Here is a 24,656-nt window from a genome sequence, read left to right as displayed (position 1 = left end):
CTTTCTTACCTAAGCGTGCAAATATTCTGTACCTGTAAACGGCCAGTACCTTCAACTACCAGGTTTACCGGTTTGGTTTGCTGGTTAGGGCCGCTAAATGTTACCTGAATTTGGTTGCTACCGGTTTGCAATGGAATGCGGGTATATAATATAGTATGTGGCAGGGTTTGCCAGTTACGGGTGTCGGCCTTTTCAGATATTAAGCTGAACAGCTGAATGGCCGAAGCAAGCGCCTCTTTCTCATCTTTGTTCTTATCGTCTTTTTTAGGGCGGGCCGCGGCCTCTGCTATTTTCTTAATAGCAATACGGCTCAGCGCCTTGGACATCTCTTTTAAAAACCTTTCCCGCAAAGTGGCAAAAGCCAGATCGTTGATGTTTTCGGCCTGCTCAAAATTATATAGAACATTATTTACCAAAACGGTGCCGTGTGTATACGCCACCGGTTGCTCAAGGTATTTGGGAAACGCCACCCGCAGCGAGCGCAGATCGGCCAGTTTAATGTTTTCCGGGTTGAAGTTACTATCAAAAATAAAGGGCACATTGGTTGAGCCGCTGGGATCGGTAAACATAAAATTACCCAGCCCGTCTTTGGTAAGAGCAAAGAAAAAGCTTTGCTCCTGTTTTACCGGGGCCAGCCCGTTTTCCCAAAAAAGCACCAGCTCACCACCCGGCGCTGTAGCCGAAGGTTTGTAAGTAGTGTTCAGCAATGTTGAATAGTGTTGAACATCTTCGGTAAAACCATTGGCGGCAGCAGTACGTAACACATCCTGCTTCAATTGATCGGGCAGGCTTACACCATACCATTCACCTTTATTCTTTAAAAATACATCGGCCGCATTACGGTACGAGACAAACGCATTGTTCATATCGCCGCTTTGTTCATAAATAATACCCTGCAGTATTAAAGCCAGGGCATCGTCGCTATAACGGTTGGTATTAAAACCGGCTTTATCCTGTTGCGCATAGTTACGCAATGAAATACGCCGGGCCTCAACCATGGCATCTTCAGTTTTGCCCAGTCCCAGATAGTTCAGCGATTTGTAATAATGCACCATGAACTTTTCAAAATCTTCACCCTTATACGTTTCCATCATAGGGTTAAGCAAAGTGCCTACGGCTATATCACCTGCCGTTGTTCGGGCATCTTCAATAAAAAGATCGGCTTCATTAAAATACAGGTTGCTGCTATCGTACTGCTTTAGCAAATGCGCCATTTTCCCTTTTTCAAAAAGGTACAACAGCTTGTTGCGTTTGCGCAGCAATAGCTTGTTTTGATCAAGGGCCCTATACGCCTTATCGTACTGGTTATTGAGCACCTGCTCGTAATACGAGCCAATACGATTGTTGTATGTGACGCAGGAAAACAACAAGGGCATCAGGCATACTATAGCCAATGCCCTTATCATATGTTTTGATAATAAATTCATGGGGGTACCATTGCTGATCAACGGGCGTTGCGGTCAATTAGTTCTGTACGTATTTAGCTATTTTTTTATCGCCTATCCATACCACTTCATTGCTTTGCATGTTGGTAAGCTCAAGGTTTATTTGGTAGTACACAACCTTTTTACGCTTTTGTGAATCAACTATGGAGTTAATAGAACCTTGCAAAATGTAATCGGCTCCCTGTTCAAGACCAAATTTTTTCATGCTGCTGGCGCTGGCATTGGTTTGCTGATCGGCTCTTTCGGCACGCAGCTCTTCTCTTTTTTTACCACCCTGTACCAAACGTACGCGGCCGCTTTTTACAAATGATTGTTCAACGTCTTTTACAAAAGTTTCGGCTTCAATGTGCTCATGGCTTTTGTTGGTAACAAAACCTACGATCACCACGGGTCTTTGTCCGTTATGTTGTTCCTGGTGTTCGCCTACCCATTTTTCTCTTAAAATATCATCGATCATTTGGTCAGCCACCAGGCGGCTGTCGGTATTGTTCCAGCGGCCGCTAAGGTCAATTTGCTCTTGGGGGTCAATACGGGTTACTTTGTGTGCACACGAAATACTTGTACCGGCTACAACCAGGGCCATAACGGCCAGATAAACGTTTTTCATTTCTTATATTTTAAAGGAAACAGTAGTTATCAAAGATTCTTAGCGTGACTTTCTCCACTGGGGTCGCATTGGCTGCGGTCCCATACATTAGTATTCAAAACAATTTGTTGGTATTGCTTATTACCTGCTTAATAACCAGCCAACCGTTGCAGCGGTAGCAGCCAGGGGAATCAGGTTCCAGTTATTCCACCGGGAGCGATAGTAATTATGATATGGACGGTAATTATACCAATAGTTACCCGAATAACTGGGATAATAAGAATAAGATGGATAATTATAATTATAACCGTAATTATAATTATACCCGTAATCGTTATAGTAATAACCATAGCGGGCTCTTTCTAAACGTATCTGACGGCGGAAAGCCCTGCGGTCCTCGCGTCTTTGCTGTCTGTCGGCCATCCAGTCAATAGCCTTATAGGTATCCTGAATGGTTTCCCCGTGTGTAACGTTTAATGAATCGGCCATGCCCATGTACCTGGCCTGGCTTACCATATAATCGGGATTTTGGTCGGGCGCAAGTGATTGCGACATGCCCCACGTAGCTATAAGCATAGCAAGTGGTAACAGTAACAAGTTATAAAGTACATTTCGTTTCATTGATTGAGGTTTTACTTTTTATTGTAGTGCAAAGTTATTAACGAAAAAGACAATACATTAATTATTTCAATGTTGCCCTAATTCTTCCCGGGTACAGAATAGTAACGTTGTTTAGTTAATCAATGTTTGCTACCACTAAAATAATCAGCAACTCGTTAAGTAGGAGTTAAAGAAAAAAGCCCCAACGTTTGGGGCTCAAAATCAATTAATTATTTCTTTAATCCAATCTCGCGCAGGCGTTCATCGAGGTATTCACCGGCGGTAGCATCAGGAAAAGCCTTAGGATGGCTTTCATCGATACAACTTTCTAAGCAAGCCAGGCTCATTTCGCCTTTCGGATGCAGAAAGAAGGGGATAGAAAACCTTGAAGAACCCCACATTTCCCTTGGTGGATTTACGACCCTGTGCGTAGTAGATTTTAGTTTATTATTGGTAAGGCGTTGTAACATGTCGCCCACGTTCACTACTATTTGCTCAGGTAATGAAGTTACCGGTACCCATTCATTTTGTTTGGTTAGAATTTGTAATCCATCGGCCGAAGCGCCAACAAGCAGGGTTATTAAGTTAATATCCTCATGCTGTTCGGCACGAATGGCCGATTTTGGCTCCTGTGTTATAGGCGGATAATGAATAGCCCGCAAAATGGAATTGCCATTATGAATGTATTCGTCAAAATAATGCTCATTGAGCCCCAGATACAAGGCAATTGCCTGTAACAATGCCCTACCCGATTTCTCAAATGCGCGGTACGCTTTTGTAAACGTGGCATTGAATGCAGGCACATCGTTTACCTGAACATTATCGGGATATTCACTTTTAATAGGATCATTATCTTCAACCACCTGACCGAATTGGAAGAACTCTTTTAAGTCTGGCGCATCACTTCCCTTTGCATGTTCTTTGCCAAACGATGTATACCCTCGCTGACCAGCCAGATCCGGTATTTCATATTTCTTCTTTTCTTCGCCGGGTAAAGCAAAAAACTGTTGCACATATTTATACAGATCGGCAATGAGGTCATCGGGTATGCCATGATTCTTTACTGCCACGAATCCTACTTCTTCATACGCTTTGCCTAACTGATTAACAAATGCTTGCTTTAACTGTGGATCGCCAGATAAAAAATCGGCGAGGTTCACTACCGGTATTGCCATAAAAATTATTTATTCGGTTAATACAATGAATTACCTGAAATTTCGAGGGACATACAATTTACAAAACCCTGCAAGCTCCACAAAATTTAAGACAATAAATAATTGTTTACAGAATACCGGTAATTGGGTATTTCGAAGCATAAGCCGTTAGTAAGTGCCCATTACTTTACCCATAAAACTATAGCGCCGATGTGCTTTTTGTATTGGCAACATCTTTTTCCTGGGGCGTAACATCCAATACAGCATAATGCTTCACATCATTTATCAACATTTCATCCAATACGTTTACAACATTCTGGTAATTCGATTCCGGCGTTGGCTTTATCATTACCATAAGGTCTTCATGTTTACCAGCTTTCGTTTTGTCAAGCGCCGCCTGTTTTGTTCTAATAATTTGTCCCAGCCCATCTGTTACGGAATAACTGGTAACACCATAAGTATTTTCTTTTAATGCGCTCTCTAAATCGCCATGGTAATAAAAGATCCTGTTTGCATCGAGTGGTATTACTGTCAATGCGGTGCTTTGGCCAATGGGTGTAAGATCACCATCATCGGTATCTTTCGGCATTGCCAATTTCATCACTTTGGGGCTTGACATTGTGGTAGTGAAAATAAAAAAGGTGATCAATAAAAACCCGAGGTCAACCATGGGAGTTAAGTCAACACGGGTACTTAATTTTTTACTTCTGCGCGCACCGGGTTTGTTGCTGCCGGTGGCAGGTGCATTTATTTCAGCCATAAGTTGTTGGTTTGAAAATAAGATGCGGTGGCACAATTTTTCCATATATATAAGGAGCGGAAAAGAACTTTTATTAATTAAAAAAGAAAAAACATGAAAACACTGGTAGTTCCTACCGATTTTTCGTCTGTAAGTGTCAATGCAATGAATTATGCTGTTGACATGGCGCAGGCAATTAATGCCGGTATAGTGTTACTGCACGTGTACAATGTACCGGTATCCTTTACAGATCCCCCTGTGTCGCCCGTTACTACTGTTTCTATTGAAGAAGTAAAAAGGACCAGTATAGAACGGTTAGAGGAATTGAAAAAGAACCTGGTTATAGCCACTGCAGGACAAATTCAAGTATACACCGAGGCACGTTTAGGCGATACTATTGAAGAATTGGGAGCTATATGCAAATCGGTTCAACCACTTGCTATTATTATGGGCAGCCATGGCGCAACCGGGCTGGAGCGAATGATCATGGGCAGCAATACGCTCACCGCTATTCGCCAGTTAAAATGCCCGGTAATTGTTGTGCCACCCGGCACTACTTATCATGGCATCAAAAAAATTGGACTGGCTTGTGATTTTGAAAATGTAGTGCAGTCGACACCGGTAGAGTATATTAAAAATATAGTGCAGGAATTTGGTGCTGAATTGTATGTGCTGAATGTACAGGATATTGATCAGGATGATTTGGAAGAAACCACAATGGACAATGCTTATCTGGATGCCATGTTGGAAGATGTACGTCCTAAATATGTGCAGCTAACAGGCAAAGATGTAATGGAAAGCATCAGCAGTTTTGCGGAGCATAATAACCTCGACATGGTTATGATAATTCCCAAAAAACATCGGTTTATCGACAGGCTTTTTCATAAAAGCAAAAGTCGTGAACTAATAACCCATGCACACATACCGATAGTTTCCATTCATGAATAGCTATCAAAAAAGAAAAGGCGTCCCGCTATATAAGGACGCCTTTTTTATTTAAATATTATTGCTTAGAATTCTGCATTCTTCGGCGTTCTTGGGAAGGCAATTACGTCGCGTATGTTGGTCATACCTGTTACAAACAATACCATTCTTTCGAAGCCAAGGCCAAAGCCGGCATGCGGTACTGTACCATAGCGGCGGGTATCGAGGAACCACCACATTTCTTCAACAGGGATGTGCATTTCTTCCATGCGCTGTGTAAGTTTATCAAGGCGTTCTTCCCTTTGTGAACCACCAACAATTTCACCAATACCAGGCGCAAGGATATCCATGGCGGCTACGGTTTTACCATCATCGTTCTGGCGCATATAAAACGCCTTAATGTCTTTAGGATAGTTGGTAACGATAACCGGTTTTTTGAAATGCTTTTCAACCAGGTAGCGTTCGTGCTCGCTTTGCATATCGATGCCCCATTTCACTTCATACTGGAATTTCTTCTTTTTGTATGCTGGTGAATTAAGCAAAATGTCGATGGCTTCGGTATAGGTTATACGCTCAAAATTATTATTCAGTACGAACTCCAGCTTTTCAATCAATCCCATTTCGCTGCGCTTATCCTGTGGCAGTTGTTTTTCTTCTTCTGCCAGGCGTTGCGCCAGAAAATCCAGGTCTTCGCGGTTATTCTCCATCACATGGCGAATAAGGTATTTGATGAACTCTTCGGCCAGGTTCATATTATCTTCCAGGTCGTAGAAGGCCATTTCAGGCTCAATCATCCAAAACTCTGCCAGGTGACGGGCGGTGTTTGAATTCTCGGCTCTGAAGGTAGGCCCAAAGGTATAGATCTCACTAAAGGCCATGGCAGCCAGTTCACCTTCCAGTTGACCGCTCACTGTTAAGTTGGTACTGCGGCCAAAGAAGTCTTCTTTAAAATTGATGGAGCCGTCTTCGTTGCGCGGCGGATTGTCCATTGGCAATGTGGTTACACGAAACATTTCACCGGCGCCTTCGGCATCGCTGGCTGTAACTATGGGCGTGTGCATGTACACAAAACCCTTTTCGTTATAGAATTTATGAACGGCGAATGCCAATGCGTGGCGCACACGAAACACCGAACCAAAGGTTTGGGTACGGAAACGCAGGTGAGCGATTTCGCGTAAATACTCAAGGCTTGGACGGTTTCTTAATTGTAATGGATACTTTTCCGGATCGCAATCACCTAAAATTTCGATAGTAGTTGCTTTTACTTCAACTTTCTGGCCTTTACCCTGAGAAGCGATAAGGGTACCAGTTACTTTTACTGAAGCGCTTTGGGTAAGTCGTTTAAGGATAGCTTCATCAAACGTGCCCAGTTCAGCCACCACCTGTATATTATTATTGGTACTACCGTCATTAATGGCAATAAACTGATTATTGCGGAAGCCCCGCACCCAACCCATAACAATAACTTCCTGCCCGGTAGGCTCACTGGCCAGCAGATCTTTAACTTTTACCCGTTTGTTGAACATATCCTATAAGTTTTAAAACGTTTTACCCGCGTTCTGGCGGGCAGCAAAGATAAGTATTGGTAGAAGTTTGTGAGTTGAAAACAAGGAGGATAATAAATATTTGAGAAACTAATGAGTGTTTGTTACTTTTAAACCAACAACTTATAACCCATAAAAAGCCAACCGCTCATGTTTTATGAAAAGTAAGTTGTATACGCTTGAGAAAGCACCTTTTCTCACGCTTGGTGTTTCTCCACTTATTGCAGCGTTCAGATATTACGAAGACCTGCGCAAGGCAGTTCCGCCAAATGGCGATTTTCACCATGCATTTACCTTCTTTCTTACATTCCTTATAATTGGAATATTTTCCATTGGCTTGTATATAGGGTTTACTATTTCTGAACGAAACATTGCCCGCAATCTGGAAAAAACCAAGGCAGGCTAGGGTGAGGCAGTCGAGGAAAAGTATTGTAAATCAACGCTTAACGCCATCAAATAGTTGAAAAGTTGATACCGGTGATGGAGTTGATAAAGGAAATACAAGTTGACGAGTTAACCGGTTAACGAGTTGACGAGGAGTTGAAAAGTTGATAGCGTTGAGAAAGTTAATAGAGGAAATACAGGTTGACGAATAATTGAGGAAATTCAGGCGCAGCGAAGCCGAAAAACGTTGGCAAAAGCCAGTCACACTGGACAATGGCGAGCGCAGCGAAGACCCCAAAAACTGAACAACTGAATAACAGAATAACTTGCATCTAAGAACGAGTAACATTCCTGTACTTAGGGCTCTCACCTGTGAACTGTGAACCATGAACAGTGAATTGAGAACTACAAACTGAGAACATTTAGGTGAAAGACTGAGTTTCGTCAACTCAACTCCCTCGCCTTTCAGCTACTTTTGTTCCTATGAAAATCGCCTTCTTTTCCACGCAGCCATACGATAAGGAGTATTTCACAAAGTATAACACCAACCATGAGTTGGCATTTTTTGAGGCCCAGCTGAACGAGCAAACAGTTACCCTGGCCGAAGGCTGTGGGGCCGTCTGTGCTTTTGTAAACGATGTGCTGAACGCCGCCGTAATAAAAGGGCTGGCAGCCGGGGGCGTGCAACTCATTGCTATGCGATGTGCGGGCTACAACAACGTTGACCTGGAAGCAACAAAAGCCAACAACATTAAAATAGTGCGGGTGCCAGCCTATTCGCCATATGCGGTTGCAGAGCATGCCGTGGCGCTTATTCTTACGCTAAACCGCAAAACGCATAAAGCGTATAATCGCGTGCGGGAAGGCAACTTTTCACTGGAAAATTTAACCGGGTTCGACCTGTACGGTAAAACGGTGGGCGTTATAGGCACTGGCAAAATAGGCCAGGTGTTTGCCCAAATAATGAAGGGCTTTGGTTGCCGGGTGCTGGCATTCGACCTTATTGCCAATAAAGACCTGGAAGCAAAGGGCATTGAATACCTGCCGCTGGTAAAGCTGCTTCCGCAATGCGATATCATTTCATTACATTGCCCGCTTACCGATCAAACAAAACATATTATAAATGCTAATACACTGCGGTTGATGAAACCCGGCGTTATGCTTATCAATACCAGCCGCGGCGCTTTGATTGATACGCGTGATGCCATTCATGCCTTAAAAACATGTCACCTTGGTTACCTGGGCATCGATGTGTATGAGCAGGAAGAAAAGTTGTTTTTTCATAATTTGAGTGAGCAGATCATTGAAGATGACATTATTATGCGTTTGATGAGCTTCCCCAATGTGCTTATAACCAGCCACCAGGGTTTCTTTACCGATGAAGCGCTTACCGAAATTGCCAAAACCACCCTGCAAAATGTGCAGGATTTTGAGGCCGGCAAACCACTCGTGAACAAAGTAATCTAAGTGTTTTGTTATAATCACCTAGTTTTTACTTATATCGTAAATCCCGGCCGGGTATTAATTGGTAATTTTGCGGTCTCTTTTTAGCACCCTTTTGCTTAATGCAAAAGGGCATTTTTTGTAATGGCGAAGACGATACATATTGCATTAGTAGGAAATCCAAACAGTGGCAAAAGTTCCCTGTTCAATGTTTTAACCGGCCTGAACCAGAAAGTAGGAAACTTTCCGGGTGTAACGGTAGACAAAAAAGTAGGCTTCTGTCAACTATCAGATGAGGTTACCGCTTCTATTGTTGACCTGCCTGGTACTTATAGCTTATACCCCCGGCGTGAAGATGAATGGGTGGCTTACCGTGTTTTGATGCGGCAGGATAAAGAAGTGGATGAGCCTGAAATGGTAGTTTTAATTGCTGACGCCAGCAACCTAAAGCGCAACCTGCTATTTGCGTCGCAGATCATTGACCTGAAAATTCCTGTAGTGGTAGGCCTTACCATGATGGATATTGCCCGGCAAAAAGGCATTCAAATAGATGTGCCTGAACTGGAAAGAGAATTGGGTGTACCGGTAATTCCCATCAACCCGCGTAAGAACAAAGGCATTCAACCACTGAAAAAAGCGATAGAACAAACCGCCCTCGAATTATACAAAGCGCCTGTTCGCGATTTTATCAATAACGAAGCACTGGCACCGGCCGCCATTGGTAGTGTGAAGGAATTGTTTCCCGAGCTGAGCGATTATAAAGCTGTTCACTATCTCATCAACCACGAGTCGTTTTCCCTGCACAAATCAATACAGGATAAAATTGAATCTATTGAACAGGCTAATAACTTCAATCATACCAAAACGCAGGCAGAAGAAATACTGCAGCGTTATCAACGTATAGGCGCCATTCTGAAACAATCGGTAACTGAGCCGTCGCCGCTGCAAAAAACATTGTTCACCGAAAAGCTGGATAATATCTTTTTACACCGTCGTTGGGGTTATCTTATTCTGTTGGCTGTTTTGTTCCTTTTATTTCAAAGTGTTTTTTGGCTGGCCGAATACCCAATGAATGCGATAGACTGGGCATTTGGTGCAATTAGCGGCTGGCTTACCAATGTTATGTCGCCAGGCTGGTTTTCCGACTTATTTATTAATGGTATTGTGGCAGGCCTGGGTGGCATCCTGATCTTTATTCCACAGATAATGATCTTGTTTGGTTTGGTTACCATACTTGAAGACACGGGGTATATGGCCCGCATAAGTTTTTTAACCGATAAACTAATGCGCAAAGTGGGCTTAAATGGTAAAAGCGTAATGCCTATGATCAGTGGCTTTGCCTGTGCCGTGCCGGCCATTATGAGCGCCCGTAATATTGAAAACAAAAAAGAAAGATTACTCACTATATTGGTTACACCCTTAATGAGCTGCAGCGCCCGCCTGCCCGTGTATACCATTCTTATTGGGTTGGTTATTCCCAAGAAAATGTTTGCCGGCTTTTTGGGTTTGCAGGGTTTGGTAATGATGGGCCTGTACCTAATGGGACCAATAATGTCAATGTTGGTTTCATATATTGCCCGCTTGTTTATTAACATTAAAGAGAAAAGCTTTTTCATTCTGGAACTTCCGGTGTACCGGGCGCCCCGTTGGAAGAACGTGTTGGTGACAATGGTTAGCAAGGCAAAGATCTTTGTATTTGATGCCGGCAAAATAATCATGGTCATTAGTCTTATACTTTGGGCATTGAGCACGTATGGACCTAAAGCAAAAATGGCCGAGGTTGAAAGCCGGTACGAACAACAAATAAAAGAACATCCCGATCAGGAAGCCGAACTCAGCCGGTCAAAAAATACCGAGCTGCTGGCAAATTCATATGCAGGCATTTTAGGCCGCAGCATTGAGCCGGTGATTGAACCATTGGGGTACGACTGGAAAATTGGTATTGCCCTGATCACCTCATTTGCTGCACGTGAAGTGTTTGTTGGAACCATGGCAACACTGTATAGTGTTGAAGGTGGCGACGATGCCGATGAAAGTACACTGATGCAAAAAATGCATGCAGCTGTACGGCCCGATGGCAGTAAGGTATACACCCTGGCAACCGGCATTTCGCTAATGATATTTTATGCATTCGCCATGCAGTGTATGAGTACCCTTGCTATTGTTAAAAGAGAAACGCGTAGCTGGAAATGGCCATTGATACAACTGGTTTATATGACCGGGCTGGCTTATGTAATGAGTTTGATAGCTTATCAACTACTGAAATAGACTTACAATATTTAAACGATCCGCCTACGCTAAGGCTTCGGCGGACAAAGAAAAAGGGGCTCTCGACAGAGTCCCTTTGTGTTTTTGTCCAATCCATGAAAAATAAACCGTCCTAATAATATCTTTTATGTGCGTTGCAATCGCATTTATTACTTGAGTGTAAATTTAAATATGAATTACTGCATAGGCAACAACCAAGAACTCCCTTAACTATTGGCTAACAAAACCAGATCGCTACTTCATCATTTGTGCAATTCACACTTATATATAAGACAGTAAATGATATAAAAGGTTTGTTGTACAAATCTTAAATGGTTGTTAAAGCAACTTTCACAAAGAAGTGTATAAATAAGAGGAGATACAATGTAGGAGGGGTGCTTTTAATTACCCTATTAATTTACTTCGTTTTTCGAGCATTACTGTAGTGCGCCATATTCCATCGAGCTGGGCAATACGTTCGCGATAACCAATATAGCGAAAACCACATTGTTCGTGTAAATGAATACTGGCCCTGTTCTCTTCATGAATAACGCTCAACAACGACCAAATGTCGTTTTGTTCACTTAGGTTTATCAACTCTTCAAGCAGCATTCTGCCAATACCTTTTCGCTGGTGTTGCTGATGAACATACACGCTTACTTCGGCTACACCGCTATAACATTCCCTTGCCGATACAGGTGTAAGCGCAGCCCAGCCAACTGGTTCATTTCCATCCAGTGCTATTATTCTTGAGTGGGGAAGATATTTGAGGTTAAATGTTTCCCAGTTAGGCACTTTGGTTTCAAAGGTGGCCATACCTGAGGCAATACCATGGCCATAGATTTCAAGTACGGCACCGGCATGTTCGGCAAGCATTGGGATAAGCGTTATCATACAGCTAATTTAAAAAATTAACCGTTTATATTCGTGCTAAACGTTCAGCAGCCAGCGCCAGTGTTTCTTCTTTTTTGCCAAAACAAAAGCGTACTACTTTGTTATCGGTTGCATTTTGGTAAAACGCAGAAACGGGAATAACGGCTACCCCAAATTCTTTGGTGATGCGAACCGCAAAATCCTTATCGGTTTCATCGCTAATGCGATCGTACTTAGCACAAATGAAATAACTGCCCTTGCTATCGAGCATTGTAAAGCGGGTATCTTTCATCAATTGTAAAAAGTAATCGCGCTTATTTTGCAGAAAAGAAGCAAGGGATAAATAGGAGTCTTTATTACGCAGAAAGGTAGCCAGCGCCACCTGCGAAGGGGTATGACAGCTAAAGCAATTGAACTGATGCACTTTACGAAACTCGCTGGTAAAAGCGGCCGGCGCCACGCAGTATCCCAGCTTCCAACCCGTGCAATGATACACTTTACCAAATGAAAAACATATAAAACTTCTTTGCACCAGATCGGGGTAGCGCAGTATGCTTTGGTGTTTTACATTATCAAAAACAATATGCTCATATACTTCATCTGATACAATGATGATGTTGGTGTCTTTAACCAGCTCGCGCAGTTGCAGAATATCTTCTTCGCGCAGCACAGCGCCGGTTGGGTTGTGCGGTGAGTTCAGCATAATAACCCTGGTTTTGGGAGTTATCTTTTCACGCACTTCTGCCCAGTTGATCTTGTATTCGGGAAATTGCAAATTGATGCGTACCGGTACGGCGCCATTCACTACTATGTTGGGTATATAACTATCGTATGCCGGTTCAAAAACAATTACTTCATCGCCAGGTTGTAATACTGTAGTAAGCGCAGTATAAATAGCATAGGTGCCGCCGGGTGTAATTGTTATATCTGTGTCGGGACTTACAATTGAGTTATACAAAAATTCAATCTTTTCGGCAACGGCTTCGCGCAACGGCATCCAGCCGGGCATGGGAGCGTATTGATTATACCCATTGTTCATGGCTTCGGTTACCAAAGCGGTTAGCCCGGCGCTCATGGGAAAATCGGGAAACCCCTGTCCCAGATTCACAGCTTTATGCCCGGTAGCCAGGGCGCTCATAACAGTGAAAATGGTAGTGCCAACCTGGGGAAGTTTTGATTGAATTTGTATCGGCGTCAATGTGATAAGTTTATTTTTTATTACCCTTAAGCTGCTCTCGTGCTTTTGCCGGCAGGCTTTTTACAATTAGCTCATAAGAGTCATCGATCCATTCTTTCAGCAGGGTGTTGGAGGCGGCTCCATCAACCACAATGGTATTCCAGTGCTTCTTATTCATATGGTAACCCGGCTGAACGCAATCGTAGCGTTCGCGCAGCTCAATGGCTTTTTCGGGATCACACTTTACATTAAACTGCAATGGTTCTGAGTTCATGCCACAAAGCAGGAAGATCTTTCCGCCTACTTTATAAACCAGCGTATCGGGGCCAAAGGGTAGCGTTTCTTCCACAGCTGGTTTTGAAAGGCAATAATCGCGAAGAGATTCTATATCCATACACCTCTGTTTTACGATTTAATTTCTATACTGTCGGCATCTATTTTTTCTTCCCCCGTCATACGCAGGTATACCTGTACAGCAGTTATCACATCTTTCTGGCAATAGGTAGCAATGCGTTCCAGGTCTTTATCTTTCCAGTACACTTCCCAAACCATGCTGCCGTCGATATCATCTTTGGGGGTAGGAATGCCCAGCGTACAGGCCAGCAGGTTAAGTGAGGTGAATGTTTTAAAATCACCAAAACGCCAAAGGTCCATGGTATCGAGGTGACTTATTTCCCAGGGCTTTTTGCCGCGGGTGTTGAGTATGGCAGGCAGGGGAATATTATGAATGATCATGCGGCGGCACAGGAATGGAAAATCAAATTCTTTTCCGTTGTGTGCGCACAGGCATTTATTGGCGTCGGTAGCCCAACGTTTCAGCATATCGCAAAACTGTAACAACAATTCCTTTTCATCTTCGCCATAAAAACTTTTTATGATCAGCTTTTTTGTAGGATTATATCCTTGTATAATTCCACAACTGATGCATACAATTTTACCGAATTCGGAATATATACCGGCCCGGTTATAGATGGTTTCTACAGTTTCTTCTTCCTTATTGCGAATTAAATAGGCAGCTTTAACATCCCAAAGGGCTTTCCATTCGGGAGGTAATTTATCGTAGCAATCGTACTGCGGAACTGTTTCTATGTCGAGAAAAAGAATGTTGTTGAGTGTAACCATTCTTAAAGATACTTATCTCCCTTGTTCCTTTTTACTTCTGCAACATAATCTTTGATCTCCTGTTCTTTTTCTCTTTTGCAGATAAGTAACACGTCGTTGGTATCAACTACTATGTAGTCTTCCAAACCCTGTATTACCACTAATTTGCTTTCGGGTGTATGAACGATGCTACGCTGTGTATCGAATACCATAACATTACCTTTAATGGCATTCTCCTCTTTGTCTTTTGCGAAGTTATCCCAGGCGCTGTTCCAGCTACCCAAATCGCTCCAGCCGAAGGAAGAAGGAATTACATATACGTTATCGGCCTTTTCCATTATACCAAAGTCGATTGAGATATTGGTACAAAGCGGATAAATGCGTTGCAATGCAGGATTTTCCTGTGTGGTATTGAAATGTGTTTTTTCAGCTTCAAATACATCGAACATTTCGGGCAGGTGTTTCGCAAAAGCGGGTATGATGTTTTTTACCTGCCAAACGAAAATGCCGGCGTTCCATAAGAAGTCCCCGCTGGCCAAAAAGCTCTTTGCAATATCCAGTTCGGGTTTTTCTGTAAACAACTTTACTTTATACACATTGTCGCTTACCGTATATTGTTCAAATTGTATATACCCATAACCGGTATGTGGATAAGTGGGTTGAATACCCAGCGTTACCAATGCATTATGTTCACTAACAAAACCAAGCGCTTCGAAACAAACTTTATTAAATGCAATTGGGTCCAGTATCAGATGATCTGAAGGAGCTACTATAAGCGAAGCCTCGGGATCGAGCTGGCTCAGTTTATAGGAAATATAGGCTATACAAGGTGCGGTATTTTTGCGTGAAGGCTCGCCCAGGATATTCTGCAGAGGCAATTGTGGTAATTGCTTCTTTACAATATTTATATATTCACTTGAGGTAACTACAAAAATATTTTCAGCCGGTATAAAAGAAGCAAATCGGTCATACGTGGCCTGTATGAGTGTTTTTCCAGTATTCAATATATCGAGGAACTGTTTGGGGTAATTGGTACGGCTCATAGGCCAAAAACGGCTTCCTATTCCCCCCGCCATTATTGCTACGTAGTGATGTTTGTTCATTTTTGTAAAGTTGTCCTTCAGCTAAGCCTGAAATGTTGATATGTTAACTGGTGTAAAAACAATTCTGCTACAAACGAAAAATTGTCAACATTATTAGTTGATAAAGTTACAAACTTGCTGATCATTAAAAATAACTCAAATGAGCCCTTCCCTTATAAGATCGTGCAGGTGAACAAAACCATGGTATTCCATTTCAGCCGATACAACTACCAACTGATTGATATCGAACTTTCTTAAACGATCAAGCGCTTCAACAGCCAATGCATCGGCGGTGATCGTTTTTGGGTTAAGCGTCATGATCTCTTTGGCCGTCACGCTGTCTAAGGGAATATTCTTTTCGAGCATTCGTCGCAGATCGCCATCGGTAATGATGCCCAACAAGCGATTGTTATCGTCGGTAACAGCTGTTGTTCCCAGCCGTTTCTTTGATATTTCTACAATCACTTCTTTTAGTGAAGCAGCAGCACTAACCTTTGGTTTTTCGTTGTTTACATAGAGGTCGGATACGCGCAGGTATAATTTTTTTCCGAGAGTACCGCCAGGATGGAACCGGGCAAAATCTTCTGAAGTAAAACCTCTTAACTCCATAAGGGTTACTGCAATAGCATCGCCCATAACCAGTTGGGCTGTTGTGCTCGATGTGGGCGCCAGGTTGTTTGGGCAGGCTTCCTGCGATACGGTGGTGTTCAGAACAATATTCGACTGGCGGGCTAAAAACGAACCGATGTTACCCACCATACCGATCATGATATTGCCGAAATTTCTGACCAGTGGTACCAATACTTTTATTTCGGGGCTTTCGCCACTTTTGCTAATGATCATTACTACGTCATCCTGCTGTACCATTCCCAGGTCGCCGTGAATAGCATCTGCCGCATGCAAAAAAACGGCAGGTGTTCCTGTTGAGTTTAAGGTGGCAACCAATTTCTGGGCTATCAATGCGCTTTTGCCAATGCCACTGATAACCAGCCTGCCCTTCATGTTGTAAATGGCATTTACAGCTTTTTCAAAATCATCGTTCACCATAGTTTGTAAAGACGCTATGGCTTCTGCTTCCAACCCAATGGTTCGAAGCGCAACAGACTTAATATCAATGGCAGACACGGTTGACATATTAAGGCGCAAACCTACTTGAAAATGTTAATTGCACAAAGCTTTACTTAATTATTGCGGGTATCCTGTTCATTTTGCTGTTCATGTTATCCACAGCCCTGCGATGCATTATTTATCAAACGCTTATACCAACAACGGTGTTCGGCTTTTGTTAAGTTAAGCAGTTTATTCTTAAATCTGCTATAGTATCTTAGTTATCATACAACGAATTGCTATTACATGACTGAATGTCACTTAAGTAGCTTTTTAAATATGAGGATTTGACAATTAAAAGATTGGCATAACAACAAAAATGAATTAAATTCGCATCCCTTTACATGTTTTGCCTATTACATTCTTATCCTAAAGGGCCTGATTTAAAACCCATTCACCTGACGATTTGCTAAAGGGCAACAAGTACCATTTATTGACGTTAATAAAAACCGTCAATCAGGCTTGGTAATTATATTTTCTGAAACAATCTGTGCGAAGGAAACACTTTGAGCAATGTCAACCACATCAAAAAAATCACCGTCTAAAACGGCAAAAGTTCAGAAAGACAAAGACACAACAGTAGCAAAGAAAAAAATATCAAATTCTTCTTCTACTACTTCTACCATTACAAGCGCTTCTTTACATCAAGCTCTCCAGGAGCAATTTGGATTCGATCATTTCAAAGGCAACCAGGAAGCCATCATCAAAAGTTTATTGTCGGGAAAAGATACGTTTGTAATTAAACCTACAGGCGGTGGAAAAAGCTTGTGTTATCAGTTGCCCGCCATCATGAGTGAAGGTGTGGCTATTATTATAAGTCCGCTCATTGCGTTAATGAAAAACCAGGTTGACCTGGTGCGCAGTTACAGCAGTAAAGATGATGTAGCGCATTTTCTTAACTCTACGTTAACAAAAAAGGAAATTCGCGAAGTGCATGATGACCTGTTAAGCGGTCGCACAAAAATGCTATACGTTGCGCCCGAAACATTGACCAAACAGGAAAATCTGGAGTTCTTTTCAGATCTGAAACTTTCCTTTTTTGCAGTTGACGAAGCGCACTGTATTTCAGAATGGGGACACGATTTCCGTCCTGAATACAGAAGGTTGCGTGAGATGATGACGCAAATTAATCCTGACATACCGGTAATTGCGTTAACAGCCACCGCAACGCCAAAAGTTCAAAGTGATATTATCAAGAACCTGGCCTTAAAAGAACCAGAGATCTTTATATCTTCTTTTAACCGCCCCAACCTGTATTACGAAATACAGCCTAAGATCAAGAAAGATCAAACCGCCAAGAACATTGTGCGTTTCATTGTTCAAATGAAAGGCAAAAGCGGTATCATTTATACATTAAATCGTAAGACCACTGAAGAACTGGCCGACATGCTGATGGCCAATGGCATAAAAGCCGTTGCTTATCACGCGGGTCTCGACAGTAAATTACGTGCTGAACGGCAGGACCTGTTTCTGAATGAAGACGTTCAGGTTATTGTTGCCACCATTGCATTTGGAATGGGTATCGACAAACCGGATATCCGTTTTGTTATCCACTTCAACATTCCAAAAAGTATTGAGAACTATTACCAGGAAACCGGTCGCGCCGGCCGTGATGGACTGGAAGGAAAATGTATTCTTTACTATTCACATAAAGACGTTTCAAAACTCGAACACCTGATGCGCGATAAACCACTGAGCGAACGCGAAGTGGGTGCACAACTCATTAGTGAAACGGTAGCGTATGCCGAAAGTGGCGTATGCCGTCGTAAAATACTGATGAGCTATTTTGGTGAAGAGTATACCGACCAGAATTGCGGACAGTGTGATAACTGTTTACATCCGAAAGAACAGGTTGAAGCAAAAGACAATGTGGTGAAAGTATTGAAGGTGATCAAAGCGCTCGACGAACGTTTTGCATCTGACTATACGGTGAACATCATCATTGGAAGGTTAACGCCTAATATTACCATGTACCGCCATGAAGGCCTTGCCGAATTTGGTATTGGTAACGATCAACCCGACCATTACTGGAACTCACTGATAAGGCAAATGTTGCTGGAAGGATTGTTGAGTAAGGATATTGAAGATTATGGTGTATTAAAGATCACCAAGAATGGAGAAGCTTTCAGCAAAAAGCCAAAATCGTTCAAGATCGTTCTGAACAATTTATATGAAGAGGCCAATGCCGATGACGATGAAGGTTCAGAAGCAGCCACAGGTGCAGCAGCTGATGAAAAGCTGTTTGAAATGCTGAAAGAACTGCGTCAGAAAGAAGCCAAAAGAAAATCACTGCCACCGTTTGTGATCTTCCTTGAAACTTCGCTGCAGGATATGGCCACTTTATACCCCACTACATTGGAAGAGCTTGAAAAATGCTCTGGCGTAAGTAAAGGCAAGGCCATTCGCTATGGTAAACCGTTTATTGAAATGGTAGCCCGCTATGTTGAGGAGAATAATATTGTGCGCCCCGATGATTTCGTAATGAAAAGTGTGGTTAACAAAAGCGGTAATAAAGTATACATTATTCAACAGACCGATAAAAAGATCCCCCTCGAGGTTATTGCCAAAAACAAAGGCTGGCGTATGGATGAAATGCTGGAAGAAATGGAAACCATTGCAGCCAGCGGAACAAAGCTGAACCTTGATTACGCCATTGCCGAAATGCTTGATGAAAATGAGCAGGAGGATATTATTGAGTACTTCAAAGGTTGTGAAACTTCATCATTGCAGGTTGCATTGGAAGAACTTGCAGACGATAACTTTACCTGGGAGCAATTGAAGATCATGCGCATCAAGTTTCTGGCCCAGTACGGTATGTAATCGACGAAGCTTATTGAATTATATTGACCCCGACGGTAACCGTCGGGGTTTTATTTATACCCTGCCTTATGGCAGGGATCATTCATCGAACAATAACGAGCTTTAATCGAAATAAAAACCATATTTAGCTCCTTGTTAATACTTTAGATGCCAGAATCCCGTTTATGAGTGTAGAGATTAATTTACCTCCTAAACGATAAATTTAATCCTAATGAAAACCATTGTACTCATGGGCATTTCGTGCTTGATGCTGGCATGTGTGTATGGGGTAATGATAAAGAAGAGTGAGGTCAGCAATCTTTTATCTCTAAACAAGGCGAACAATACGGTTTCCTCATTTGGTTCTGACATGAACAAAGCCGCTCCGGCTATTGACAGTGCAGAAAATAAAACTTCCACCTCCAAAACTTTAGATGACAGCCACTGGATATATGATCCTCTTTTTGAAAAAGCGGCTGGTTCTGAATTAATAACAGATATTGAAGTAGACTTAGCAGCTCCACAGCAGAAGGATAATCCTGAAGCAATTAAGCGTGAGGCGCCGGAACAGGAGCATGCAACTCAACCAGAGGTAAAGAAGCTGATATTGGATTTAGGTAACGATAGTACGCCGGTGAAGAAGGATTTAGTGGAAGTGATTTAATAAAGAAATTTTTTGAACAAAATAGGATTAAGAAACTGCAATAAGGGCATGAATAATGAATAAGCCGACAGCATCCGTAGCCCACGGATGCTTTTTTTTGGCCAGAAAAATAATTAAAATCCTTGTGGCGTGCCGATGGATATCTGGCATCGCGCTATGGAATAATTGCAGAAAAAAAAATCGAAATCTTTTTACATTTTTTGGTGTTTTATTGGGAATATCTCCTATTTTTGCAGCCCGATTTAGCCAAACAGGTATGAAAAGGGAAAAATAAAAAAAGGTGCGGTAGCTCAGTCGGTAGAGCAAAGGACTGAAAATCCTTGTGTCGGCGGTTCGATCCCGCCCCACACCACGAAAAGCCTCTGATAAATATCAGGGGCTTTTTTATTTATATACAATTGTAAAAGGTCTTAAAAAACCTTCTCCCAAACTTTATATTTACCATCGGTGGCTTTTTATGCAATTTCCTGTGCTTATTATGAGTCATTCACCGCTTATTTTGGATCATCCGGCTGTTTATATGATATATCCCTTACTTAAATCGCCGCACCAATTGCTTTGTATGGATCATCAGTAGTTAGTTTTGTCTCGTTGGTAGGTAAAAACGGGACATCGGTACTTAAATATCGATTGTATATTAAAAACTTAGATCCCAAAAAAGGAAGGGACATTCCATAAAAATTGACTTACGAGCCAAAGTTGCCCAGGGATGTTCTTTAAAAAGCTATTTATGTTTCGTTATTAGCCACCAACGTGTCATACTTAGCCCGGGATGAGTCATAATAAGTTACTGCCACAGCATAATTAGTAACTGAGGTCTCATAAATAGTTACTAACGCCACATAAAAACCAAGAAGCGCTTCAATTTTTGATACATTTACAACAAACGTCCAATGTAAAAATTTATGTACTCAAGAATTTGACCTGATCCTAGTCTTGTCCGGCATTTAAATGACTCCCTAAACTCCAGCGGAGAACACTTAACCTTTGTTTTAAAAAACTTATTAAAGCTTTGCGGATACCCGAAGCCCAGGTTATACGCTATTTCTGCAATAGATAAATTGGTGGTTGAAAGCGCCGCTTTAGCCTTTTCAATAACCTTGTTGTGTATATGCTGCTGTGCGTTTTGGCCGGTTAGCGTACGTAGCAAATCACTTAAATAATGTGGTGAAAGATGTAATTCATCGGCTAAAAACTGAACCGTGGGCAATCCGTTTGTAAGCGCTGTTTCGCTGTTAAAGTAGTCGTCGAGTATTTTTTCAAGGCGGGTCAATACATCGTGGTTTACCGCTTTACGGGTATTGAATTGCCTTTTATAATATCGATTGCTGTAATTCAACAATAGTTCTATTTGGGAAATGATCACATCCTGGCTGCTGTCATCAATCCTCTCTTCCAACTCGCTTCCAATAATGCGGAATACAGATTCAATAGTTACTTTTTCTTTCTCAGAAAGATGGAGCGCCTCGTTAGTTGCATACGAGAAGACGTGATACTTTTTAATGTTCGCAGCTAAGGGATAGGTTTGTAAAAAATCAGGATGCACAAACAAATTCATTCCTTCATATTCCTCGGCATCATCGGGTGCATTAAGTAATTGATCGGGAGATACAAATACCATCCCGCCTTCGTCGAAGTCATAATACCCCTGCCCATATTTTACCTTCGCGGGTACCTGTTCCATGTAAGATATCTTATAAAAATTAAGAAGCAGGGAGGTCGGAAATTCTTCTTTTACCATTTTCACATCGCAATTGCGAATAAGGCTAACAAGCGGATGTGTTGGTTTTGGTAAACCAAGCAGCTTATGCAATTCGGAAATTGAATTGATCCTATGTGGTGTATTGTCCACTTGTTTCATATATTAAAAGTACAACTATTTAGGGTAGAGGAATTGCAAAGGGTTATCCCTTTGAATCGCCTCTACCCTGTTCTTTATAATTTAGTGGAGAAAAAGCTTGCGAGTTTATCAACAGCGGGTGTTACAAACGCTTTTTTATAATACAGGTCAACATGTGTTGCTCCTTCAATTATACACAACTCTTTGGAGTCTTGTGCGCCGGCCATTGCCTCATCAGTTATCCACTTTGTTACTGCTTCAGACCCTACTATCATTAATAATGGGCGGGGCGCTATCATTTGTACAAAGCGCAAGGCATCAAAACCTGCAATACGGTCAACACTGCTCCAGGTAAAAGTTTTTGCAGAACGAGGGTGTGCATATGGCGTCGTACAGTAATATTGCCAGCCTTCATAAACATGCTGTCCCAACGCTTTTGCCTGTTCTTCCGTTTCAGGAAATATTGGGAATGATGCAGGCGCCTCTCCTTTTGCTTCGGCCGTTCTGGCCGCAGCAGCATAGTTGAGCATATTTTTTATAATAGAAATGTCCTGAGTGCCATCACCGCCATTCCTGAATTGCCGGCCTATATCAGCAGCACTCACCGTTGCAATGGCTTTTACCCGCGTATCAGTAGCTGCTGCTGCAATTCCATAACCGCCCGATGCACAAATACCCAATACACCTATGCGCTCAGGATTCACAAAAGCAAGGGTACTCATAAATGAAACGGCCGCTTTAATATCTTCCACGCGTTGTGCAGGGTCTTCCAGTCCGCGAGGCAGGCCTTCACTTTCGCCCTGGTAAGCAGCATCAAAAGCCAGGGTAACAAATCCCTTTTCGGCCAAAAGGCTGGCATACAAACCAGCGGTTTGTTCTTTCACTGCAGTGCCGGGGTGGCCTACCACTATTGCAGGTAATGGTCCTGTTATTGAATCTATAGGTGCTGGCAGGTATAAATGGGCGGCAAGTTTCAATTTGTTCGACAGAAAGGATACGTCCTTTTTTGTAACCTGTGCGCTTACGTCCGCCTGAATGGTTGTGTTCATATTTCTTTGTTTAATTGTGATACACAAAATTCAAACACAGGGGGCTGCTGCAAGTATCCAAAGTACTGGTTCTATAAATCAAAACGGAGTTTCTTACAGGGGGATGTTAAAACCATCCCAAACTATAAAGAAAGTAAGCGGTTATAATGAAAGTTATGATCGCTTTTTTATATTTTGAATATCCAACACACTATAATTAGTGAAAATTGCCGCTACTATCTTCGGTTCTTTCATTGCCTATCTTGTACTATGTATAGGAACATTCCTCATGTTGCAAATGGCAATTGATTACTCGTCTTTTAAAACTGATATTCATTTTCTTCAATACAAACAGGAGTATATTCACATTCCATTGTGGAAAACAGCATTCTATATTCACGTTTTTAGTAGTGTGCTTGCGCTCGCGGCAGGACTAACTCAGTTTTCAGATCACGTATTAAAGAAGTACCGTCGGTTGCACCGGATTGTTGGGTGGATATATGTAGTTGGTATATTGATCATCAATTTTCCGGCTGCCCTTATAATGGCGTATTATGCCAATGGGTTACTTCCTTCAAAAATTGCTTTTACCGTCTTCGATTGCTTGTGGTTTTGGTTTACCTTAAAAGCGGTTATGGCTGCGCGAAAAAGAGACATCAGGCAACATAAACGGTTTATGATCCGCAGTTTTTCGCTTACCTTTTCAGCCATTACATTGCGCTCATGGAAAATAATACTTGCAAATACATTTCATCCAGATCCGTTAACCCTTTATATGATAGATGCCTGGATAGGCTTTGTTCCTAACCTGTTACTTGCCGAATGGTTAATATGGAAAGCACAAAGAAAAAGAGCTATCGCTCAATCCTGATATTATTAATTACCAGAAAGATTGTAACCCCCGCGATCAATATAAAACTTCCAAACCATATCAATACCCGAAACAACTTAGCATGTGCATTTCCGGCTTTAACCAGATTTTTATGCACTGCCTGCGATATAGCGGTAGCCGCCCAACCCGAAAGAAGTAGCAAAACAATGGGTAATAGAAGTAAAAGTGTCATAACAAAAGGGTTATACCATAATATTACTGTTTCGCATTGGTAATAAAAGTTAAGCAATTCTTAATCCATAGCATTATTCTTTACTTATATACGTTGATGCCTGTGGGCCGTGAAGGATTCGAACCTTCTGCGTTTCTAATGTACCAGATTTACAGTCTGGCGCAACTCCACCATCGTTGCCGACGACCCATGTAATACCCACCTTCTCCGCCGGCTGGCGGATACAGTGGGCAACGGCGGAGAGCAAAGGAATCGAACCTTCATCCCGTTGTTAAACGAGAAACATCTTAGCAGGATGCCGCAGCAAACCAATATCTGGCCTACTCTCCAATAAGAACATATAAGTCCGCCTTTGTTTAAACTACAGCGGACGATGCGGAAGGTGCAGGACTCGAACCTGCAAACGCTGTAACACGTACGGCAGTTTTCAAGACTGCTGCATTGCCAATTATGCTAACCTTCCAAAATACTAAGAGAGCAGGATGGGAATTGAACCCATATTAAATTGGTTTTGCAGACCAATCTCCATACCGGTATTGAGTACCTGCTCTTATGTAGCCGCACCGGGATTCGAACCCGGACTGGACAGGGTTTAAAACTGTTGTCTCCTTCCAATTGGACTATACGGCTATGCATAACAGTAGCCCCTGTGAGATTCGAACTCACACTATACTGATCCTAAGTCAGCAGCCTCTTCCGTTGGGCTAAGGGGCTAAAAACAAAAAACCCTTCAAGTTTTTTACCTGAAGGGCTTATGCTTATATAAGTTATGTATTTGCTTTAACTCTTATTCGCATGTATATAACTGCCCTTCAGCTCGCTGCTATAGCAACTGAGTGATAATGACAGTAAATA

Annotated in this window: 21 protein-coding genes and 6 tRNA genes; 8 read left to right on the top strand and 19 right to left on the bottom strand. The window is 42.2% G+C overall.

Annotated features, from left to right (window positions below):
- Positions 1-5 precede the first annotated feature (5 nt).
- The 5 genes from GGD38_RS17735 to GGD38_RS17715 form a co-directional block, all read right to left on the bottom strand.
- Positions 6-1,427 (bottom strand): COG3014 family protein, encoded by a 1,422-nt coding sequence (locus tag GGD38_RS17735; RefSeq protein WP_375297585.1) that lies wholly within the window; start codon positions 1,425-1,427, stop codon positions 6-8.
- 37 nt (positions 1,428-1,464) lie between these two features.
- Entirely contained in the window at positions 1,465-2,052 is a 588-nt protein-coding gene (locus tag GGD38_RS17730; protein ID WP_375297584.1) for a penicillin-binding protein activator LpoB, read from the bottom strand.
- Between the two features lie 120 nt (positions 2,053-2,172).
- Positions 2,173-2,652 carry a hypothetical protein gene (locus tag GGD38_RS17725; RefSeq protein WP_375297583.1) on the bottom strand — a complete coding sequence of 160 codons (480 nt, stop codon included), beginning with the start codon at positions 2,650-2,652 and terminating at the stop codon, positions 2,173-2,175.
- Positions 2,653-2,861: 209 nt separating this feature from the next.
- Positions 2,862-3,806, bottom strand: coding sequence for an isopenicillin N synthase family dioxygenase (locus GGD38_RS17720; protein ID WP_375297582.1), 945 nt, complete (start codon positions 3,804-3,806; stop codon positions 2,862-2,864).
- Positions 3,807-3,984: 178 nt separating this feature from the next.
- Positions 3,985-4,545, bottom strand: coding sequence for an ExbD/TolR family protein (locus GGD38_RS17715; protein ID WP_375297581.1), 561 nt, complete (start codon positions 4,543-4,545; stop codon positions 3,985-3,987).
- 93 nt (positions 4,546-4,638) lie between these two features.
- Here GGD38_RS17715 and GGD38_RS17710 point away from each other — a divergent pair, with 93 nt between their 5' ends.
- Positions 4,639-5,472, top strand: coding sequence for a universal stress protein (locus GGD38_RS17710; protein WP_375297580.1), 834 nt, complete (start codon positions 4,639-4,641; stop codon positions 5,470-5,472).
- 62 nt (positions 5,473-5,534) lie between these two features.
- On the opposite strand, the gene asnS is transcribed toward GGD38_RS17710, so the two are convergent.
- Positions 5,535-6,974 carry an asparagine--tRNA ligase gene (gene asnS / locus GGD38_RS17705; RefSeq protein ID WP_375297579.1) on the bottom strand — a complete coding sequence of 480 codons (1,440 nt, stop codon included), beginning with the start codon at positions 6,972-6,974 and terminating at the stop codon, positions 5,535-5,537.
- 175 nt (positions 6,975-7,149) lie between these two features.
- On the opposite strand from asnS, the gene GGD38_RS17700 reads away from it, so the two are divergent.
- The 3 genes from GGD38_RS17700 to feoB all read left to right on the top strand — a co-directional run bounded on the left by GGD38_RS17700 (position 7,150) and on the right by feoB (position 11,087).
- A complete protein-coding gene (locus GGD38_RS17700) occupies positions 7,150-7,398 on the top strand; it encodes a hypothetical protein (protein ID WP_375297578.1) in 249 nt (82 codons plus the stop codon).
- Between the two features lie 461 nt (positions 7,399-7,859).
- A complete protein-coding gene (locus GGD38_RS17695) occupies positions 7,860-8,843 on the top strand; it encodes a 2-hydroxyacid dehydrogenase (RefSeq protein WP_375297577.1) in 984 nt (327 codons plus the stop codon).
- Between the two features lie 120 nt (positions 8,844-8,963).
- Positions 8,964-11,087 carry a ferrous iron transport protein B gene (gene feoB / locus GGD38_RS17690; RefSeq protein WP_375297576.1) on the top strand — a complete coding sequence of 708 codons (2,124 nt, stop codon included), beginning with the start codon at positions 8,964-8,966 and terminating at the stop codon, positions 11,085-11,087.
- A gap of 384 nt (positions 11,088-11,471) precedes the next feature.
- On the opposite strand, the gene GGD38_RS17685 is transcribed toward feoB, so the two are convergent.
- The 6 genes from GGD38_RS17685 to GGD38_RS17660 form a co-directional block, all read right to left on the bottom strand.
- Entirely contained in the window at positions 11,472-11,960 is a 489-nt protein-coding gene (locus GGD38_RS17685; protein WP_375297575.1) for a GNAT family N-acetyltransferase, read from the bottom strand.
- Positions 11,961-11,985: 25 nt separating this feature from the next.
- Positions 11,986-13,137 (bottom strand): methionine aminotransferase, encoded by a 1,152-nt coding sequence (locus tag GGD38_RS17680; RefSeq protein WP_375297574.1) that lies wholly within the window; start codon positions 13,135-13,137, stop codon positions 11,986-11,988.
- Between the two features lie 10 nt (positions 13,138-13,147).
- Positions 13,148-13,510 (bottom strand): MmcQ/YjbR family DNA-binding protein, encoded by a 363-nt coding sequence (locus tag GGD38_RS17675; protein WP_375297573.1) that lies wholly within the window; start codon positions 13,508-13,510, stop codon positions 13,148-13,150.
- Between the two features lie 11 nt (positions 13,511-13,521).
- Complete coding sequence (locus GGD38_RS17670; RefSeq protein ID WP_375297572.1) at positions 13,522-14,238, bottom strand: 3'-5' exonuclease; 717 nt, start codon at positions 14,236-14,238, stop codon at positions 13,522-13,524.
- 2 nt (positions 14,239-14,240) lie between these two features.
- The gene (locus GGD38_RS17665) at positions 14,241-15,320 is read right to left on the bottom strand and encodes a mannose-1-phosphate guanylyltransferase (RefSeq protein ID WP_375297571.1); all 1,080 of its coding nucleotides are present in this window, start codon (positions 15,318-15,320) and stop codon (positions 14,241-14,243) included.
- 135 nt (positions 15,321-15,455) lie between these two features.
- A complete protein-coding gene (locus GGD38_RS17660; RefSeq protein ID WP_375297570.1) occupies positions 15,456-16,433 on the bottom strand; it encodes an SIS domain-containing protein in 978 nt (325 codons plus the stop codon).
- Between the two features lie 486 nt (positions 16,434-16,919).
- Between GGD38_RS17660 and recQ the strand changes: the two genes are divergently transcribed.
- From recQ to GGD38_RS17645, 3 genes are all read left to right on the top strand, one after another.
- Positions 16,920-19,226, top strand: a complete 2,307-nt coding sequence (gene recQ / locus GGD38_RS17655) for a DNA helicase RecQ (RefSeq protein WP_375297569.1) — start codon at positions 16,920-16,922, stop codon at positions 19,224-19,226.
- Positions 19,227-19,437: 211 nt separating this feature from the next.
- Positions 19,438-19,869, top strand: coding sequence for a hypothetical protein (locus tag GGD38_RS17650; protein ID WP_375297568.1), 432 nt, complete (start codon positions 19,438-19,440; stop codon positions 19,867-19,869).
- A gap of 279 nt (positions 19,870-20,148) precedes the next feature.
- Positions 20,149-20,221: transfer RNA gene (locus GGD38_RS17645), tRNA-Phe, on the top strand.
- Positions 20,222-20,746: 525 nt separating this feature from the next.
- On the opposite strand, the gene GGD38_RS17640 is transcribed toward GGD38_RS17645, so the two are convergent.
- Together GGD38_RS17640 and GGD38_RS17635 are read right to left on the bottom strand one after the other, a co-directional pair.
- Positions 20,747-21,730 carry a helix-turn-helix domain-containing protein gene (locus GGD38_RS17640; protein WP_375297567.1) on the bottom strand — a complete coding sequence of 328 codons (984 nt, stop codon included), beginning with the start codon at positions 21,728-21,730 and terminating at the stop codon, positions 20,747-20,749.
- A 74-nt stretch (positions 21,731-21,804) separates the two neighbouring features.
- The gene (locus tag GGD38_RS17635) at positions 21,805-22,758 is read right to left on the bottom strand and encodes an alpha/beta hydrolase (RefSeq protein WP_375297566.1); all 954 of its coding nucleotides are present in this window, start codon (positions 22,756-22,758) and stop codon (positions 21,805-21,807) included.
- 199 nt (positions 22,759-22,957) lie between these two features.
- Between GGD38_RS17635 and GGD38_RS17630 the strand changes: the two genes are divergently transcribed.
- Entirely contained in the window at positions 22,958-23,608 is a 651-nt protein-coding gene (locus tag GGD38_RS17630) for a DUF2306 domain-containing protein (protein ID WP_375297565.1), read from the top strand.
- A 296-nt stretch (positions 23,609-23,904) separates the two neighbouring features.
- On the opposite strand, the gene GGD38_RS17625 is transcribed toward GGD38_RS17630, so the two are convergent.
- From GGD38_RS17625 to GGD38_RS17605, 5 genes are all read right to left on the bottom strand, one after another.
- Positions 23,905-23,990: transfer RNA gene (locus GGD38_RS17625), tRNA-Tyr, on the bottom strand.
- Between the two features lie 48 nt (positions 23,991-24,038).
- A tRNA-Ser gene (locus GGD38_RS17620) sits at positions 24,039-24,130 on the bottom strand.
- A gap of 47 nt (positions 24,131-24,177) precedes the next feature.
- A tRNA-Ser gene (locus GGD38_RS17615) sits at positions 24,178-24,264 on the bottom strand.
- A gap of 11 nt (positions 24,265-24,275) precedes the next feature.
- Positions 24,276-24,351 (bottom strand) — tRNA-Cys (locus tag GGD38_RS17610).
- A gap of 91 nt (positions 24,352-24,442) precedes the next feature.
- A tRNA-Leu gene (locus tag GGD38_RS17605) sits at positions 24,443-24,515 on the bottom strand.
- Between the last annotated feature and the right edge of the window lie 141 nt (positions 24,516-24,656).

This window comes from Niastella sp. OAS944, assembly GCA_024809215.1.
GTDB lineage: Bacteria > Bacteroidota > Bacteroidia > Chitinophagales > Chitinophagaceae > Niastella.
The sequence above is the reverse complement of the archived record's forward strand: the minus strand, read 5'-3'. Positions and strand labels throughout refer to the sequence as shown.

Bases quoted from the DNA above. Each gene is read 5' to 3' on its own strand.
- GGD38_RS17670 (WP_375297572.1), bottom strand. From the start codon at position 14,238: ATGGTTACACTCAACAACATTCTTTTTCTCGACATAGAAACAGTTCCG.
- GGD38_RS17730 (WP_375297584.1), bottom strand. From the start codon at position 2,052: ATGAAAAACGTTTATCTGGCCGTTATGGCCCTGGTTGTAGCCGGTACA.
- asnS (WP_375297579.1), bottom strand. From the start codon at position 6,974: ATGTTCAACAAACGGGTAAAAGTTAAAGATCTGCTGGCCAGTGAGCCT.
- GGD38_RS17675 (WP_375297573.1), bottom strand. From the start codon at position 13,510: ATGGATATAGAATCTCTTCGCGATTATTGCCTTTCAAAACCAGCTGTG.
- GGD38_RS17635 (WP_375297566.1), bottom strand. From the start codon at position 22,758: ATGAACACAACCATTCAGGCGGACGTAAGCGCACAGGTTACAAAAAAG.
- GGD38_RS17660 (WP_375297570.1), bottom strand. From the start codon at position 16,433: ATGTCAACCGTGTCTGCCATTGATATTAAGTCTGTTGCGCTTCGAACC.
- GGD38_RS17685 (WP_375297575.1), bottom strand. From the start codon at position 11,960: ATGATAACGCTTATCCCAATGCTTGCCGAACATGCCGGTGCCGTACTT.
- GGD38_RS17640 (WP_375297567.1), bottom strand. From the start codon at position 21,730: ATGAAACAAGTGGACAATACACCACATAGGATCAATTCAATTTCCGAA.
- feoB (WP_375297576.1), top strand. From the start codon at position 8,964: ATGGCGAAGACGATACATATTGCATTAGTAGGAAATCCAAACAGTGGC.
- GGD38_RS17715 (WP_375297581.1), bottom strand. From the start codon at position 4,545: ATGGCTGAAATAAATGCACCTGCCACCGGCAGCAACAAACCCGGTGCG.
- GGD38_RS17710 (WP_375297580.1), top strand. From the start codon at position 4,639: ATGAAAACACTGGTAGTTCCTACCGATTTTTCGTCTGTAAGTGTCAAT.
- GGD38_RS17665 (WP_375297571.1), bottom strand. From the start codon at position 15,320: ATGAACAAACATCACTACGTAGCAATAATGGCGGGGGGAATAGGAAGC.
- GGD38_RS17725 (WP_375297583.1), bottom strand. From the start codon at position 2,652: ATGAAACGAAATGTACTTTATAACTTGTTACTGTTACCACTTGCTATG.
- recQ (WP_375297569.1), top strand. From the start codon at position 16,920: ATGTCAACCACATCAAAAAAATCACCGTCTAAAACGGCAAAAGTTCAG.
- GGD38_RS17720 (WP_375297582.1), bottom strand. From the start codon at position 3,806: ATGGCAATACCGGTAGTGAACCTCGCCGATTTTTTATCTGGCGATCCA.
- GGD38_RS17700 (WP_375297578.1), top strand. From the start codon at position 7,150: ATGAAAAGTAAGTTGTATACGCTTGAGAAAGCACCTTTTCTCACGCTT.
- GGD38_RS17695 (WP_375297577.1), top strand. From the start codon at position 7,860: ATGAAAATCGCCTTCTTTTCCACGCAGCCATACGATAAGGAGTATTTC.
- GGD38_RS17650 (WP_375297568.1), top strand. From the start codon at position 19,438: ATGAAAACCATTGTACTCATGGGCATTTCGTGCTTGATGCTGGCATGT.
- GGD38_RS17735 (WP_375297585.1), bottom strand. From the start codon at position 1,427: ATGAATTTATTATCAAAACATATGATAAGGGCATTGGCTATAGTATGC.